The sequence below is a fragment of the Mariniradius sediminis genome (assembly GCF_021491425.1).
In the GTDB taxonomy this organism is placed as follows: Bacteria; Bacteroidota; Bacteroidia; order Cytophagales; family Cyclobacteriaceae; genus Mariniradius; species Mariniradius saccharolyticus.
In genome coordinates this window covers 25,700-40,646 of sequence record NZ_JAKEVZ010000009.1, presented here as the reverse complement: position 1 = coordinate 40,646, position 14,947 = coordinate 25,700, and the positions used below count along the sequence as shown (strand labels likewise).

At 46.4% G+C, this 14,947-nt stretch carries 9 protein-coding genes and 6 tRNA genes; 7 read left to right on the top strand and 8 right to left on the bottom strand.

Annotated features, from left to right (window positions below; genetic code table 11):
* Nucleotides 1-84 precede the first annotated feature (84 nt).
* From L0U89_RS12490 to L0U89_RS12480, 3 genes are all read left to right on the top strand, one after another.
* Complete coding sequence (locus tag L0U89_RS12490; RefSeq protein ID WP_234861829.1) at nt 85-861, top strand: NRDE family protein; 777 nt, start codon at nt 85-87, stop codon at nt 859-861.
* Between the two features lie 15 nt (nt 862-876).
* The gene (locus L0U89_RS12485; RefSeq protein WP_234861828.1) at nt 877-1,860 is read left to right on the top strand and encodes a YpdA family putative bacillithiol disulfide reductase; all 984 of its coding nucleotides are present in this window, start codon (nt 877-879) and stop codon (nt 1,858-1,860) included.
* 141 nt (nt 1,861-2,001) lie between these two features.
* Complete coding sequence (locus tag L0U89_RS12480; protein ID WP_234861827.1) at nt 2,002-3,897, top strand: ABC-F family ATP-binding cassette domain-containing protein; 1,896 nt, start codon at nt 2,002-2,004, stop codon at nt 3,895-3,897.
* Nucleotides 3,898-4,003: 106 nt separating this feature from the next.
* Here the strand turns inward: L0U89_RS12480 and L0U89_RS12475 are convergent, their stop codons facing one another.
* Nucleotides 4,004-5,047, bottom strand: a complete 1,044-nt coding sequence (locus L0U89_RS12475; protein WP_234861826.1) for a 6-bladed beta-propeller — start codon at nt 5,045-5,047, stop codon at nt 4,004-4,006.
* A 134-nt stretch (nt 5,048-5,181) separates the two neighbouring features.
* Here L0U89_RS12475 and L0U89_RS12470 point away from each other — a divergent pair, with 134 nt between their 5' ends.
* Nucleotides 5,182-6,015, top strand: a complete 834-nt coding sequence (locus L0U89_RS12470) for a sugar phosphate isomerase/epimerase family protein (protein WP_234861825.1) — start codon at nt 5,182-5,184, stop codon at nt 6,013-6,015.
* A 128-nt stretch (nt 6,016-6,143) separates the two neighbouring features.
* Here the strand turns inward: L0U89_RS12470 and L0U89_RS12465 are convergent, their stop codons facing one another.
* Nucleotides 6,144-6,872 carry a lysophospholipid acyltransferase family protein gene (locus L0U89_RS12465; RefSeq protein WP_234861824.1) on the bottom strand — a complete coding sequence of 243 codons (729 nt, stop codon included), beginning with the start codon at nt 6,870-6,872 and terminating at the stop codon, nt 6,144-6,146.
* 284 nt (nt 6,873-7,156) lie between these two features.
* Here L0U89_RS12465 and rpsA point away from each other — a divergent pair, with 284 nt between their 5' ends.
* On the top strand, nt 7,157-8,929 hold the full coding sequence (rpsA, locus tag L0U89_RS12460) for a 30S ribosomal protein S1 (protein WP_234861823.1): 1,773 nt from the start codon (nt 7,157-7,159) through the stop codon (nt 8,927-8,929).
* 220 nt (nt 8,930-9,149) lie between these two features.
* Here rpsA and L0U89_RS12455 read toward each other — a convergent pair.
* The 6 genes from L0U89_RS12455 to L0U89_RS12430 form a co-directional block, all read right to left on the bottom strand.
* Nucleotides 9,150-9,220, bottom strand: a tRNA-Cys gene (locus L0U89_RS12455).
* Between the two features lie 145 nt (nt 9,221-9,365).
* Nucleotides 9,366-9,435: transfer RNA gene (locus L0U89_RS12450), tRNA-Cys, on the bottom strand.
* Between the two features lie 138 nt (nt 9,436-9,573).
* Nucleotides 9,574-9,643, bottom strand: a tRNA-Cys gene (locus L0U89_RS12445).
* Nucleotides 9,644-9,755: 112 nt separating this feature from the next.
* A tRNA-Cys gene (locus L0U89_RS12440) sits at nt 9,756-9,825 on the bottom strand.
* 119 nt (nt 9,826-9,944) lie between these two features.
* A tRNA-Cys gene (locus L0U89_RS12435) sits at nt 9,945-10,014 on the bottom strand.
* A gap of 105 nt (nt 10,015-10,119) precedes the next feature.
* Nucleotides 10,120-10,189 (bottom strand) — tRNA-Cys (locus L0U89_RS12430).
* A gap of 408 nt (nt 10,190-10,597) precedes the next feature.
* Between L0U89_RS12430 and L0U89_RS12425 the strand changes: the two genes are divergently transcribed.
* Both L0U89_RS12425 and L0U89_RS12420 read left to right on the top strand, forming a co-directional pair.
* Complete coding sequence (locus tag L0U89_RS12425) at nt 10,598-11,821, top strand: c-type cytochrome (RefSeq protein ID WP_234861822.1); 1,224 nt, start codon at nt 10,598-10,600, stop codon at nt 11,819-11,821.
* A gap of 37 nt (nt 11,822-11,858) precedes the next feature.
* On the top strand, nt 11,859-14,942 hold the full coding sequence (locus L0U89_RS12420) for a TAT-variant-translocated molybdopterin oxidoreductase (protein ID WP_234861821.1): 3,084 nt from the start codon (nt 11,859-11,861) through the stop codon (nt 14,940-14,942).
* Nucleotides 14,943-14,947: the final 5 nt, after the last annotated feature.

Sequence of the window (14,947 nt, the reverse complement as noted above, 5' to 3'; positions counted from 1 at the left end):
CCGGGTCCCAAACCTAAAGTATCATGTCTCAAATCTCCAGTCTCGTATCTCGAATCTAAAGCCTCTTTTCGTATCTTGCGCGCCATGTGTCTATTAGCATTTAACTGGAATAATCATCCAAAGTACAAACTCATCTTGGTCGCCAACCGGGACGAGTTTTTCGAAAGGCCCACCGAATCCTTGCGCCAATGGGAGGCTGGATTCTACGCCGGCAAGGATATCCGCGCGGGCGGCACTTGGCTGGGTATCCATCCAAGTGGACGCTTTGCCGCTTTGACCAATTACCGCGACCTGCGCAACAAGAATAAATACGATAAATCACGCGGGGATTTGGTGAAAAACTTCCTCGAGGGAAAGGATCATCCAAAGGATTACTTGGAGAAAATCCAGTCCGAAAAGGACGAATACGATGGGTTCAACCTCCTCGTAGGGGAGGGGGATGAGCTTTTCTATTTTTCCAACAAACAAGAGGGAATCCACCGCCTGGATTTTGGCCTGTATGGCCTCAGCAATGCACTCTTGGAGACTCCCTGGCGCAAACTGTTGGAAGCGAAAGAAAAATTGGCCCAGAAAATTGAACACCGGCAGTTTGACCCGATTGGATTGCGTGAGGTTGTCCTGTCTCGGGATTTCGAATCGGATGATAAATTACCAAGTACTGGCGCTACTTTGGAGCAGGAGCGCTTGCTTTCAGCACAGTTTATCAATGTCGGCAACTACTACGGCACCATCAATACCACGGTACTGCTTTGGCACCATGACGGGAATGTAGAAATGAACGAAATCCGGTATTTCCAAGCGGAAAACAGATCTGAGGAGAAAGCGCTGAGCTTCCAAATGCTCGAACACAAACAGGTTTAGGGGTGTTTACTGTCTATGGAAACCGAGGTTCAGGAAAAGGTTTTGGATGTATTGATCGTCGGGGGCGGACCGATTGGGCTTGCCTGCGGGATCGAATGTAAAAAGGCAGGCTTGGATTATCTGATCGTTGAGAAGGGTGTCTTGACCAATTCGCTTTTCAACTATCCCCTGAACATGACTTTTTTCTCTACCTCCGACAAGCTCGAAATGGGCGGAATTCCTTTCATGTCCATTTCCCACAAACCCACCCGCAACGAGGCCTTGGAGTATTACCGCCGTGTGTACATGACTTGGAAACTTCGTGTAAACCTGTACGAGGAAGTCAAAACCCTTTCCAAAAAAGCCGACCTCTTTGAAATCATCACTTCCAAAGGCAGCTACCTTTCCCGCAACTTGATTCTTGCGACGGGATTTTATGACCTGCCCAACCTGATGCATGTGGCGGGCGAGGATTTGCCCAAGGTCACACATTACTATAAAGAACCCTGGCCCTATATCGCTCAGAAAGTGTTGGTCGTCGGCGGGGCAAATTCCGCAGTCGATGTGGCATTGGAGACTTGGCGAAAAGGCGCAGAAGTGACCATGGTCATGTTGGGAGATAGTGTCGATCCCAACGTCAAGTATTGGGTCAGGCCCGATATCGAAAACCGCATCAAGGAAGGTTCCATCAAGGCCTTCACCAATTCGAAGGTAGTTGAAATCCGGGAAAAGGAAGTTTTGATCCAAACGCCCGAGGGTGTGGTTGCCATCGAAAATGACTTTGTGCTTGCCATGACCGGGTATGTGCCCAATTTTGCGCTTTTGGACCAATTGGGTGTCGAACTGAGTCTGGATGAAAGGCGTCAACCCTGCTACGACCAGGCGAATCAGGAATCAAATGTGCCTGGCGTCTACCTTGCGGGTGTTGTCTGCGGGGGATTGAATACCCGGGAATTTTTTATTGAAAACTCCATCGTCCATGCGGAGCAGATTGTGAAGGATATCTTGCGGAAGAAGTGAGATGTGAGACATGAGATTTGAGTAATATCACCTGGAAGCAACCCAGGCCTTTACCTTTCATCCACCACATTCTTCCTATTTTTAATTTTCCAATTTTCCAATCCCCCAATTTCCCAATACTTATCCGTCTATCTTTGCGGCATGAATTATTTATCGGTAGAAAATCTCAGTAAGTCTTTTGGGGAGCGGAAGTTGTTCCAGAATATATCCTTTGGCATCGATCAAGGCCAAAAAATCGCCCTCGTCGGCATCAACGGGGCCGGCAAGTCTACGCTTATGAAAATCATCATGGGCCTTGAAGTCGCGGACTCCGGCACATTCAGCATCAACCAACAGATCAAAGTCTCTTACGTCCACCAAAACCCGGTTTTTGCTGCCGATTTGAGCATTTACCAAACCATTTTCGAAGGCAGTACCAATGAAATCTTGGGCCTGATCGAATCCTACCACAAAGTCATGCTAGATGCCGAAATGGGCAAAGACAACGGCGATCTGTTGCAACAGGTCTTGGTAAAAATGGACGCCATGCAGGCTTGGGATTATGAATACGAGGTCAAGGAGGTCTTGGGGAAATTGGGACTGAAGGATACCGAACAGCCTGTGGGAAACCTTTCAGGCGGTCAGCGCAAGCGGGTAGCTTTGGCAAAAGCTATTTTGGAAAAGCCGGATTTGCTACTACTGGACGAACCTACCAACCACCTTGATTTGGAGACGATCGAGTGGCTCGAAGACTACCTTTCCCGCGCGAATCTCTCGCTACTGATGGTCACCCACGACCGGTACTTCTTGGAGAAGGTCACCAACCAAATTCTCGAACTAGATAATGGTCAGATCTATCGCTACATGGGGAATTATGGCTATTTCCTGGAGAAAAAAGCCGAGCGCCGGGAGATCGAAGCGACCGAAATTGACAAAGCCAAGAGCCTCTACAAAAAGGAACTCGAATGGATCAGGCGGCAGCCAAAAGCCCGAGGTACGAAGGCGAAATACAGAGTAGACGCTTTTGAGGAAACCAAAGAGAAGGCCTTCCAAAAGCGCGAGGAGCGCGAAATTGAGCTGAAACTGACCACCCAGCGGTTGGGTAATAAAATCATCGAAATCGACGAATTGGGAAAGTCATTCGACGGCAAGCCAGTCATCAAGGATTTTTCATACATTTTTAAAAAAGGCGACAAAATCGGAATTGTAGGCCCAAATGGCGCCGGAAAGACCACTTTTCTGAATATGATTACGGGCTTGTTGGAGCCGGATCTAGGGAAAGTAACCATTGGGCAGACCACCGCCATCGGCTATTACCGACAGGAAGAGGACAGGTTTGACGAGTCCAAGCGGCTGATCGACATTGTAAAGGACGTTGCCGAAGTAGTTACCATCGCGGGAGGAAGCACGATTTCTGTTTCGCAATTTTTAACCAAGTTTGGTTTTCCACCAAAACAGCAGTTTACACCGATCGAGAAGCTGAGTGGTGGAGAGCGCAGGCGTTTACAGCTCCTGATGGTTTTGATCAAAAATCCCAACTTCCTGATCCTCGATGAGCCTACCAATGACCTGGACATCATGACACTCAATACCTTGGAGGAGTTTTTGGATGATTTTCCCGGATGTTTGCTGATCGTTTCCCACGACAGATACTTTATGGACCGTTTGGTGGACCATTTGTTTGTATTTGAAGGGGAGGGCAAGATCAAGGATTTTCCGGGTAACTATACCGATTTCAGGGAGTGGGAAAAAGAACAAAAACTAGCCCCAAAGCTTGAAAAGCCGGAAGTGAAGGCGCCTGAACCTAAGAAGGTTGAAGCTGCATCCGTGTCAAAACCAAAGGCGACTTTCAAAGACAAAAAGGAATTTGAGGAAACCAGCAACAAAATAGAATCCCTTCAGCGCGAAAAAGATCAATTGGTAGAGAAAATTCAGGCTGGCAGCGGTGGCCCCGCTGATATGACCAACTGGTCAAAGCGCATTGTTGCGATCGATCATGAGGTTGAGAACCTCGAAATGCGTTGGCTCGAATTGAGTGAATTGGAGGGGATTGGGTAGGTAGCAGGCAGAGATCAGTGGTCAGTTGGCAGAGATCACTCAATTTTTTTTATAAAGTGAAAGGTAGGGTGCATGCTGCCTACTGCGACTGCCCACTGCCCTCTCATTATACCCTCACCAACTTCATCGGATAACTCCGGCTGGCATTCCATTGGCAGACGTAGATGTTTTCGTCCTGATCGATGCAGACATCGTGGCAATGCTTGAAAACCGGCTCCTTTTGGATCATCAGCTGCAATTCGCCGTCGATATATTTTGGGGCAGTGCCGCCTGGGTTGGATACTACTTTGTTGTTTTCATCGAGGATGGTTACAAATCCGGAATTGTCCATCAGCTCGAGGTATTTCGCCCTGGACCAGCAGACGCCGGCGTAGAGGTTTTTGCCGTGGATTACTGGCCTGCAGACGAATGCCCCAGGCAGGAAAATCGTCTCAATATATTCTCCCTCCAGGCTGAAACGCTTGAATGAATTGTGTCCGCGTGAGGTGCACAGCAAGGTCGGTTTGCCGCCTTTTCTGGTATCCACAGCAATCCCATGCACTGTTTTGAATTGGGCGTCGCCATGCCCGTCTCCGCCGAATTTCCGGACAAAATTGCCCTTGGCATCATATTGCAATACAAATTGTGAACCGTATCCATCGGTAATGTACAGGTCCCCGTTGGGTGCTACGCAGGTTTCTGTGGGCACCCAGCGCATTTTGTCTGTGTAGATTCCAGCGCTGACAGGGGAAGGAATCTCCGTGATGACCTTTCCCTTGAGGTCAGTCTTGATGACCCTGCCTCCATTGTCTACGATCCAGAGGAATTCTTCTCCACCTTCTTCGCAAATACTCAAACCGTGGGCCGCGGGCAAGTTGAGCGTCCAGGAATCCAGCAGTTTTCCGGATTGGTCATAGATCAGGATGTTGTTTTTGGGTTCGTCCGTTACCATGATCATCCTTTTCTTTTTGTCCATCACCATCTCATGGCAGTTGATGACGGGATATTTGGCTGGATCCAAGTTTCCCCAATTTGGATCAAGCTTGTACTTGAAGTCTCCATGGCCAAGAATCAAATCTTGGTGCTCAGCAAATGAAAGGGAAGGTGCGATGCTCATAAATAATCCCGATAGGGCGGTTTGTTGGATAAATTGACGGCGGCTGGTTTTCATGGATTTTGATTTCTCCGAAGTTAAAAAACAAGTTCTACAAACAATATCATATGGCGATTTTTCCATTGGTCAAAATAAATGATGTATCTCACTGCCTTATGCTTAACTTATAACCATTAAACCCATGAGAACCTATGAAAAAAATCTCTTTCCTATTGTTGGCGGCATTGTTGCTATTTGCCGGCTATACACAGGCCCAACAAATCGCCCTTCAATTGTACAGTCTTCGAAACGAAATGAAGACGGACGTCAAAGGCACGCACGCGTTGATACCGAAAATGGGCATCAACTACCTCGAAGGGGGAGGAACTTACGGTATGTCGCTTGACGAGTACAAGCAGTTTCTTTCCGGTCTTGGATTAAGTATGATTGCGGTTGGCGCGGATTTCAAGCAGCTGCAGGAAAATCCCCAAGCGATTATCGACAATGCCAAAGCTTACGGAGCCAAGTACGCGACCTGCTTTTGGATTCCGCATACCCAAGGTCAATTTAGCATCAAGGAAACCCAAGAGGCCATTGAAGTTTTTAATAAGGCCGGAAAAATCCTCAAAGACGCAGGCATCACGCTTTGCTATCACCCGCACGGATACGAGTTCAAGCCGCATGGCAAAGGTGTGTTGTTTGATGAATTGATCAAAAACGCCAAGAATTACGATTTCAACATGGATGTGTATTGGGTGCAGATGGGCGGTGGTGATCCCCTCGCGATCATGAAAAAGTATCCAAAGGAATTTCCATTGCTGCACTTGAAGGATCGTGCCAAAGGAACCCCCGGCAGTTTTGATGGTCGGGGTGATGTGGAAACAAACGTCGTCTTGGGTACCGGAGATATAGATATCCGTGGCATCATCAAGCAAGCCCAAAAAATGGGCACCGAATACCTGATTATCGAAGATGAATCTTCCCGGTCAGTCCAGCAGATACCCCAAAGTGTTGCCTATATCAAGAAGGTGATGGCGGAGAAATAAAGCGAAAATCCGAGGGTCAATCTCTCGGATTTTTATTTTTTCGTCTTTGGAAATGGTTTAGGGCACACAGCCACAGCCAAATCTCTAAAGAATCCGATAGCATGGCCTTCGGATAAAAGGTTAGAGAGTCACTCATTCACCATAATCATTGACTCCAACCTATTGTAGCATTTTTCCGCCAATCCCTCAAAATTGTTGCTGGCTTGGTAGGGCGTTGGATCAATGGCGGCCGAAAGATAGACCCGTACTTTGCCGGGCCGCATCATCATGGAACCCCGTCGCATGATATGGTCCGCGCCGATTACTGCCATCGGTAGGACGTGCACCCCAGTTTCGACCGAGATGCGAAATGCTCCTTTTTGAAATGGGAGCAATGTCTGATTGGTGTCATTTCGGGTGCCTTCCGGGGCGACCACGATAGAGATGCCTTGGTTGAGGATTTGGAGTAATCTTTCGACAGAGATTTTACGGGATTCGGGATTTTGCCTATCCACCCATACCGCAACGCGGGACACGATGAAACCGAACAAGGGGATTTTCGATAGCTCCTTTTTGCCAATGGCGCGCACTTCCTGATGGATCGCCATGGGGATAACGGGTGCATCGATAAAGGAACGGTGGTTGAAAATATAGATGTAGGGCTTGTGTGGCTCAATATGTTCCCTTCCGTGCACTTCATAGCGGATACCGACCATGGCAGACCAAATCCGGGCCCACAGTCGGATGAAGACAAAGGATACCTTTCCGCCCCGAGGACTGACCAATAGTGGAATCACAATTCCCAAGCCGAATACGAGCATCCAAAACACGAAGCAGATAGCCGCGTAGATGGTATAAATCCACCAGACAATTTTCATAACAGCAAACCTTTGGTTAATTTTGGGCAATCGTTTAACAATTTACTAACTCTTCGCTTGCAAACAACCCCCGGAAGCCATTTCGGGGGTTTTCGATTTTTCGCAATTTTAATGGAAAAAGGAGTTTTTTCTAATTCAGCGTTCCAGTCTCTATAAAAAATCCTACCTTTGCAGTCCGTTCGGGTGAACGGGGCTCTTGGATTGATTTTCAGGGGCTTTATGTCCAACAAAAAACGGCTGCCCCCTGACCCGAGGGCCGTCGCCTTTCAGGGTCATTGCATATTATGTCTAAACAAAAAGATTTTAATTGGGACGATTTCAGCACCAAAGGTTTTGGTGAGGGCTATTCCAAGGAAAAAAGAGCCGAAATGGAGGCACTCTATTCCGGTACTTTGAAGGAAATCACCGAACACGAAGTCATCAAAGGTACCGTCGTTGGTATCAATGATAAGGACGTCATCGTCAACATCGGCTTCAAGTCTGATGGTTTGGTGCCGGTGTCCGAATTCCGTGACCTTCCTAACCTCAAGATCGGCGACGAAGTCGAACTATTTATCGAAGAGCAGGAAAACGCCTTGGGCCAATTGGTTCTTTCCAGAAAGAAAGCAAGAATGGTAAGGGCTTGGACCGATATCGAAGACGCCTTGGCCAACGATTCCGTAATCGAAGGCTTGGTGAAGAGAAGGACCAAAGGTGGCTTGATCGTGGATATCTACGGTGTAGAGGCCTTTTTGCCAGGCTCCCAAATCGACGTGAAACCTATCAGGGATTTCGATATCTACGTAGGTAAGAAGATGGAAGTGAAAGTGGTGAAAATCAACCACACCAACGATAACGTGGTCGTTTCGCACAAAGTGTTGATCGAAAAAGACCTCGAAAAACAAAAAGCCGAGATCCTCAACAACCTCGAAAAAGGTCAGGTATTGGAAGGCGTGATCAAAAACATGACCAACTTCGGTGTGTTCATCGATTTGGGTGGTGTAGACGGTCTCTTGCACATCACCGATATCTCTTGGGGCAGAATCAACCACCCAGAGGAAGTGCTTAGCTTGGATGACAAAGTTCAAGTTGTTGTACTTGACTTCGATGATGACAAGAAGCGTATCTCTCTCGGCATGAAGCAATTGACGGCTCATCCATGGGATGCCTTGTCAGCTGAACTCGAAATTGGTTCTAGGGTGAAAGGCAAAATCGTGAACGTGGCCGATTATGGTGCGTTCCTCGAATTGGCTCCTGGAGTAGAAGGTTTGATCCACGTATCCGAAATGAGCTGGTCTCAGCACTTGAGAAACCCTGCTGATTTTGTGAAAGTTGGTGACGAAATCGAAGCGGTTGTCTTGACTTTGGACAAAGACGAAAGAAAAATGTCTTTGGGCATTAAGCAATTGACCGAAGATCCATGGACCAAAGGCGACATGGTGACCAAATACGCTGTTGGTACCAAGCACAAAGGTGTCGTTAGAAACTTGACCAACTTCGGATTGTTCCTTGAATTGGAAGAAGGAATCGACGGATTGGTACACGTATCTGACCTTTCCTGGACCAAGAAAATCAAGCATCCATCCGAATTTGTGAAAGTGGGCGATGAGCTCGAAGTAGCTGTATTGGAATTGGACGTTGAGAACAGAAGACTTGCCTTGGGCCACAAGCAATTGGAGGAAAATCCTTGGGATACATTTGAAACAGTGTTCCCGATTGGTTCTGTCCACAAGTGCACTGTGAATTCCAAGAATGACAAAGGCGCAGTTCTTGAGCTTCCTTATGGTCTTGAAGGTTTTGCAACCTCCAAAAACTTGGAGAAAGAAGATGGATCAACCGTAGAAGTTGGCGAATCTCTCGATTTCAAAGTAACCGAGTTCTCAAAAGACGATAAGCGAATCGTACTTTCCCACACTGCAACGTTTAAGGAAGAAGCCAAGTCGGCCGGTGCCAAGAAAGTTGTGAAGAAGAAAGGCGAAGAAGGCAAAGTAGAGACTCCTGCTCCTGCCGAGAAATCCACTTTAGGAGACATCGATGCTTTGGCTGAGCTGAAGGAGAAAATGGAAGGGAAGAAATAACTTCTAGAAATAAAAGGAAAGAACTAGGACACAAGATGGTTCTTCCTAATATAAAAAAATGCCGGCTGAGAGGTCGGCATTTTTTTTTTAAAGGGCAGGGAAAATTCGTTCAGGACACTGGATAGATAAAGCCTCCTTTTGGTTTCCGATCTTTGAACAGTTCGTATTTCCGGTAATCTCTAAATAAAAAAAGCATCCACTTTCGCAGATGCTTTTATAGAGGTCACGAGCGGATTCGAACCGCTGTACAAGGTTTTGCAGACCTCTGCCTAGCCACTCGGCCACGCGACCCTTTGTTTTTCGGAATGCAAATGTAGGTAATTCGTCCTTGATTGCAAAACCTGTGGTGGTATTTCCCTTGCACCCAGAAAGAATAGTTGAAAATCATGCCAACACGGGTGAAAAGAAAAAGCCCCCACTTCATGAGGGCTCTATGAGGTCGGGGATGGATTCGAACCACCGTAAAGAGTCTTGCGGACCCTCGCCTCGCACTCGGCCACCCGACCTTATTGTCTGAAATCGTTTTTTTCTAAATCCAACCCTCAATCTAAAGTGTTTGATACTTCAAATAGGTTTTCAGTACTGAATAAACCGATTTTGAAAGACTCAGGTTTTCAAAAATAAGAATTTCTTTGAAATTTCTGAGGTCGGGGATGGATTCGAACCACCGTATAGAATCTTGCGGACCCTTGCCTGACACTCGGCCACCCGACCTTTTAATCTGCTTTTTTGGATACTGCTGCTATTTTTTTTAGGACATTATCCACCACATACTATTTTCTCAGAAGCTTGGATTTATTCTTACCAAGAAAAAGAAAAATGATTGAGGTCGGGGATGGAATCGAACCACCGTGTAGAATCTTGCGGACCCTCGCCTTGCACTCGGCCACCCGACCTTGTAATGATAAATCCCTGCAAATTAATGCAGGATTTTTTTACTCTCGGATTTGCGTCCGATCTTTTGGTTTTCAAGAGGAACGGTTTAATGGGGTGATTAAATTCGTTCACAAAATTGAGGTCGGGGATGGATTCGAACCACCGTGTAGAATCTTGCGGACCCTCGCCTTGCACTCGGCCACCCGACCATGAATGTGAAGTGCCGACCAAATGCCAACGACATATTGTGTGCACTCTATGATAAAATTGACGGGAACGGTTTAATGGGGTGATTAAATTCGTTCTTTACGCAGAGGTCGAGGATGGATTCGAACCACCGTAAAAGGCATTGCGGGCCTTTGCCTTACACTCGGCCACTCGACCTTGGATTAATACGACAAAAATATCTATAGTCACTGAAAAACCAAATTTTTGATCTTTTTATTTCAACTTTTCTATGATGGCCTATTTCGGGTCATTTTTCGATTGTGATACTGTTTCGAATAGCACTTTTGACGCAGGTTGAAAATGGCCAAAAGTATCTCCAAATATTCTTTTATTTATATTGATTCTAAATAAATTGATCCGCTCGGAATACATATCCAAGTAATTGAAAAACAGATAATTACATTATTTTTTTTAAACGCTGGATCCTTCTTTCAGTCATTTCGGCCAAATTTGAAAAATTGAATTGGGGTAGTACATTTGCAGAGTTATTTGAGAACCTGCAATCAACTGTTTAATTAAGTAATATTTATGTCGATCAATCGCTCCTTATTAAGTGTTCCCCGAATGTTGAGTACATTTTTGCTGCTCTTCATTTTGACGACAGGAACACAAGTCTATGCGGTCAATCCTGATGTATCCAACAGTGAGGAAGCCATTTCGGCTGGCAAGACTATTTTCAACGCCAACTGTCGGACATGCCACAGGCTGGATCAAAAGAACGTGGGTCCTGCGCTAAGGGGTGTCACGGATCGCCACTCCATAGACTGGACAAAGAGATTTATCAGAAACTCCCAGGCGTTGATCGCATCCGGTGATGCGGAAGCGGTAGCAATTGCGAAGGAATTCAACAATTTGGCAATGCCAGCGCATGAATTCCTGACCGATGATGACCTGATGAATTTGTTGGCTTACATCGAATACGGTGACAAGGCGGATCCAGCTGCGGCGGCCGCGCCAACAGCTACAGAAGGTGCAGCTGCAGCGGGAGCTGGAATCCCAAGTGAGTATTTGACTGTTATCTTAGGAGTGCTGGTCCTAGTTTTGTTTTTGATTTTGGTTGTTTTGGGATTGATTATCTCCATTTTGACCAAGTATCTCAACAATCAAAAGCTCGATGCGGCGGACGAAGAGTTTATTAACCAAAAATTCGAAATCGGGAAAATTTTCAAGTCCGATGCCTTCCTTATCATCTTTACAACCCTTTTGGTCGCATTTGTAGTAAAGACAGCGCTCGATGAGTTGTATACCGTCGGTGTGCAGCAGGGCTACGCGCCAAAACAACCAATTGCTTTTTCGCACCAATTGCATGCTGGTCAGTACGAGATTCCATGTCAATATTGTCATACCGGTGTGGAGATTGGGAAGTCTGCCAATATCCCTTCTGCGAACATCTGTATGAACTGCCACGCACATATCCAAAATGTGGGTGGAAAAGAAGGGATTTCTACAGAGATCCAAAAGATCTATAATGCGGTTGACAACAATCAGCCGATCGAGTGGGTACGAATCCACAACCTTCCTGACTTGTCTTACTTCAACCACGCACAACACGTAGCGGTCGGCGGTATAGAGTGCCAGACTTGCCATGGGCCAATACAGGAAATGGAGGTAGTCTACCAATACAGTGCCCTGACAATGGGATGGTGTATTGATTGTCATAGAACAACCAATGTCAATGCCCAGGGCAACGAGTATTATGACAAGCTGGTTCAGCTACACAGCGGATCCAAACAAGCGCTGAAAGTCAAAGACATCGGTGGCTTGGAGTGTGCAAAATGCCACTATTGATAATATCTAATCTGAACTTACTTTTCTTCGATATAAAATGAAAGAAAATAAAAAGACCTATTGGAAAGGTTTGGAGCAGCTGACAAACGATTCTGAGTTTGTCAAGAATGCCGAGAGAGAGTTTCATGATTATCTGCCTGTAAACGGTAGTGAAGAAGGTTCGTCGAGGAGGGATTTCCTGAAGTTGATGGGATTCAGCTTGGCAGCAGCTTCATTGGCTGCCTGTGAGGCTCCGGTTAGAAAGGCTATTCCTTATGTCAACAAACCTGTAGACGTCAACCCTTCTATTCCAAATTACTATGCGTCCACCTTCGCATCGGGCGGTGACTACGCATCTATTGTCGTCAAGACGAGAGAAGGCCGTCCCATCAAAATCGATGGAAATGAACTTTCTCCAATAAATAAAGGCGGTATCAGTGCGATTGTGGAAGCCTCCGTGCTTTCGCTTTATGACAAACAACGCTTGGCAGGGCCCCATGTAAACGGGCAGAAGTCTGATTGGGCGACATTGGATGGAGCGGTAAAATCAAAACTGCCTACTGCAGGCGTGGTTAAGATCGTTTCCAATACAATTTTGTCACCTTCGACTGAGAAGGCTCTTCAGCAATTTGCGGCCCTGTATGGCGGTGCGGAGATAATAACTTATGATCCGGTGTCAAATTATGGCATTACCAAGGCTGCCGAAAGTACCTATGGTTCTGCGGTCTTGCCAACCTATGATTTTTCAAAAGCCAACGTAATCGTGAGTTTTGGAGCGGACTTCCTCGGAACTTGGATTTCTCCAACTGAATATGCGAAGCAATATGCGCAGGGCAGGAAGATTTCAAAGGCGAAACCGAATATGTCCCGGCATTTCCAATTTGAGTCCAATCTTTCCCTTACTGGTGCCAATGCGGACTACCGTACGCCTATCCGACCATCCCAAAGCGGACTAGCCGTTTTGTCCTTATACAATGCAATTGCAAAAGCAAAGGGCGGTTTGACCGTTTCTGCGCCTGCAGTGGAGGTTGCCTATTTGGATCAGGCGGCCAAGGAATTGTTGGCTAACGAAGGGAAGTCGATTGTAGTTTCTGGCTCAAATGACCCCAACGTACAAGTCGTAATCAACGCAATCAATGACCTGCTGGGCAACAACGGAGTTTCTGTTGATTTTACGAAACCATCTAATTTCAGGAAGGGAAATGATGCCCGCATGAATCAATTTGTTTCCGAATTGAAGTCGGGAACTATTGGTGGAGTGATATTCTATAACTGTAATCCGGTATACGACCACCCACGGGGAGCGGAAATTGCCGAAGGAATAGCCAAAGCAAAATTCTCCCTTGCCACAAATGGTACATTGGATGAAACAGCCTCTTTGGTACAGTATGTCGCGCCGGATCACCATTTCTTGGAATCTTGGAACGACTTCAATCCAAGAAAAGGAGAATACAGCTTGGCACAGCCGACCATTTCACCTCTGTTTGACACACGTCAAGCCCAAGAATCATTCTTGAAATGGGCGGGAGTTGAGACTAGTTACTATGATTTCCTACAAGCTAACTGGAATGCAAGCCTAATCGGAACCCAAACTGCAGTGACATCCGCACAGGAGTTTTGGGATAGATCGCTTTTCAATGGCGTTTATTCCATTCCTTCTGAATCGGCGACAATAGTTGGAAATGCTGATGTTGCTTCGGCAGCTGCGGCGATTTCTAAAAGCTACAAAGCAGATAATGCTGGAACTGAGCTGGCTGTTTATACAAAAGTCGGCATCGGCAATGGTACATTTGCCAATAACCCTTGGCTTCAAGAAATGTCAGATCCAATATCCAAGGTGACTTGGGACAACTACCTGACAGTTTCACAGAAATGGGCCAATGAAAATGGATTGAAAATGGTGGAAGGTGCCACCAAGAAAGCCAAAGTAACTGTAGGTGGAAAGTCGTTGATCGTTCCTGTGCTTGTTCAGCCTGGTCAGGCGTATGGAACCGTGGGCTTGGCTTTGGGTTATGGAAGATCAAAAGCTGGAAGAGTTGCGAACGGCCTGGGTGTAAATGCCTACGACTTGTTGAACGCGGCAAATGGCTTTGTAAACTATGATGTCACAGACGGTGTGTCAGTGGAGCTAACTTCGGATGTCTATAAGATTGCACAAACCCAGACCCACCAGACATACATGGGTAGGGAGTTTGTAATCCAGGAAGCTACCTTGGGCGAGTACAAGGAGAATGCATCTGCAGGGAGGTATCATCCGAAAATCTACAAAGAAGGTGAGTTTGTGAAACCCTCCAAGATATCACTTTGGAGTGGACACAAATATAGCCAGCACCATTGGGGATTGGCGATTGACATGAACTCCTGTATCGGATGTGGAGCTTGTACGGTTGCATGTCAAGTAGAAAACAACGTGTCTGTTGTCGGAAAACAAGAGGTTCTCAACAGAAGGGAAATGGCCTGGATCAGGATAGACAGGTACTATTCTTCTCCAAAAGAGGCTACTACCAACAAGGAACTTGAAGAGGCTGCTGAAAACCCTGAGGTTACATTCCAGCCTATGATGTGCCAGCACTGCAACAATGCTCCATGCGAGACTGTATGTCCAGTAGCTGCGACCACACACTCTTCCGAGGGACTCAACCAAATGACTTACAACAGGTGTATCGGAACTAGATATTGTGCCAACAACTGTCCTTATAAAGTGAGAAGATTCAATTGGTTCAAATACCATGACAATAAGGATTTTGCGGCTGTGAATATTGCCCAAAACGACGACATGGGCAAAATGGTACTCAATCCGGACGTAACTGTAAGGGCTAGAGGGGTGATTGAAAAATGCTCCATGTGCGTGCAGCGGATACAGGCTGGTAAGCTCACTGCTAAGAGAGAAGGTAGAAAAGTCCAGGATGGTGAGATCAAAATGGCATGTCAGACTGCATGTCCAACAGAGGCCATCGTGTTTGGGGACATGAACGATCCAGCCAGCAAGATTACCCAATTGCTGCAGATCAAGGAGGATACCACGTCCGCTCTCAAAGAGGTCAATGAGGAAAGAGCCTACCACGTATTGGAGGAAGTCAATGTGAGTCCAAACGTGTGGTATTTCACAAAGATCAGGAATAAAGAAAAATCAGAAGCATAAATTTA

Coding starts and splice junctions, on each gene's coding strand:
- rpsA (WP_234861823.1), top strand. CDS start 7,157: ATGTCTAAACAAAAAGATTTTAATTGGGACGATTTCAGCACCAAAGGT.
- L0U89_RS12475 (WP_234861826.1), bottom strand. CDS start 5,047: ATGAAAACCAGCCGCCGTCAATTTATCCAACAAACCGCCCTATCGGGA.
- L0U89_RS12490 (WP_234861829.1), top strand. CDS start 85: ATGTGTCTATTAGCATTTAACTGGAATAATCATCCAAAGTACAAACTC.
- L0U89_RS12480 (WP_234861827.1), top strand. CDS start 2,002: ATGAATTATTTATCGGTAGAAAATCTCAGTAAGTCTTTTGGGGAGCGG.
- L0U89_RS12420 (WP_234861821.1), top strand. CDS start 11,859: ATGAAAGAAAATAAAAAGACCTATTGGAAAGGTTTGGAGCAGCTGACA.
- L0U89_RS12485 (WP_234861828.1), top strand. CDS start 877: ATGGAAACCGAGGTTCAGGAAAAGGTTTTGGATGTATTGATCGTCGGG.
- L0U89_RS12470 (WP_234861825.1), top strand. CDS start 5,182: ATGAAAAAAATCTCTTTCCTATTGTTGGCGGCATTGTTGCTATTTGCC.
- L0U89_RS12465 (WP_234861824.1), bottom strand. CDS start 6,872: ATGAAAATTGTCTGGTGGATTTATACCATCTACGCGGCTATCTGCTTC.
- L0U89_RS12425 (WP_234861822.1), top strand. CDS start 10,598: ATGTTGAGTACATTTTTGCTGCTCTTCATTTTGACGACAGGAACACAA.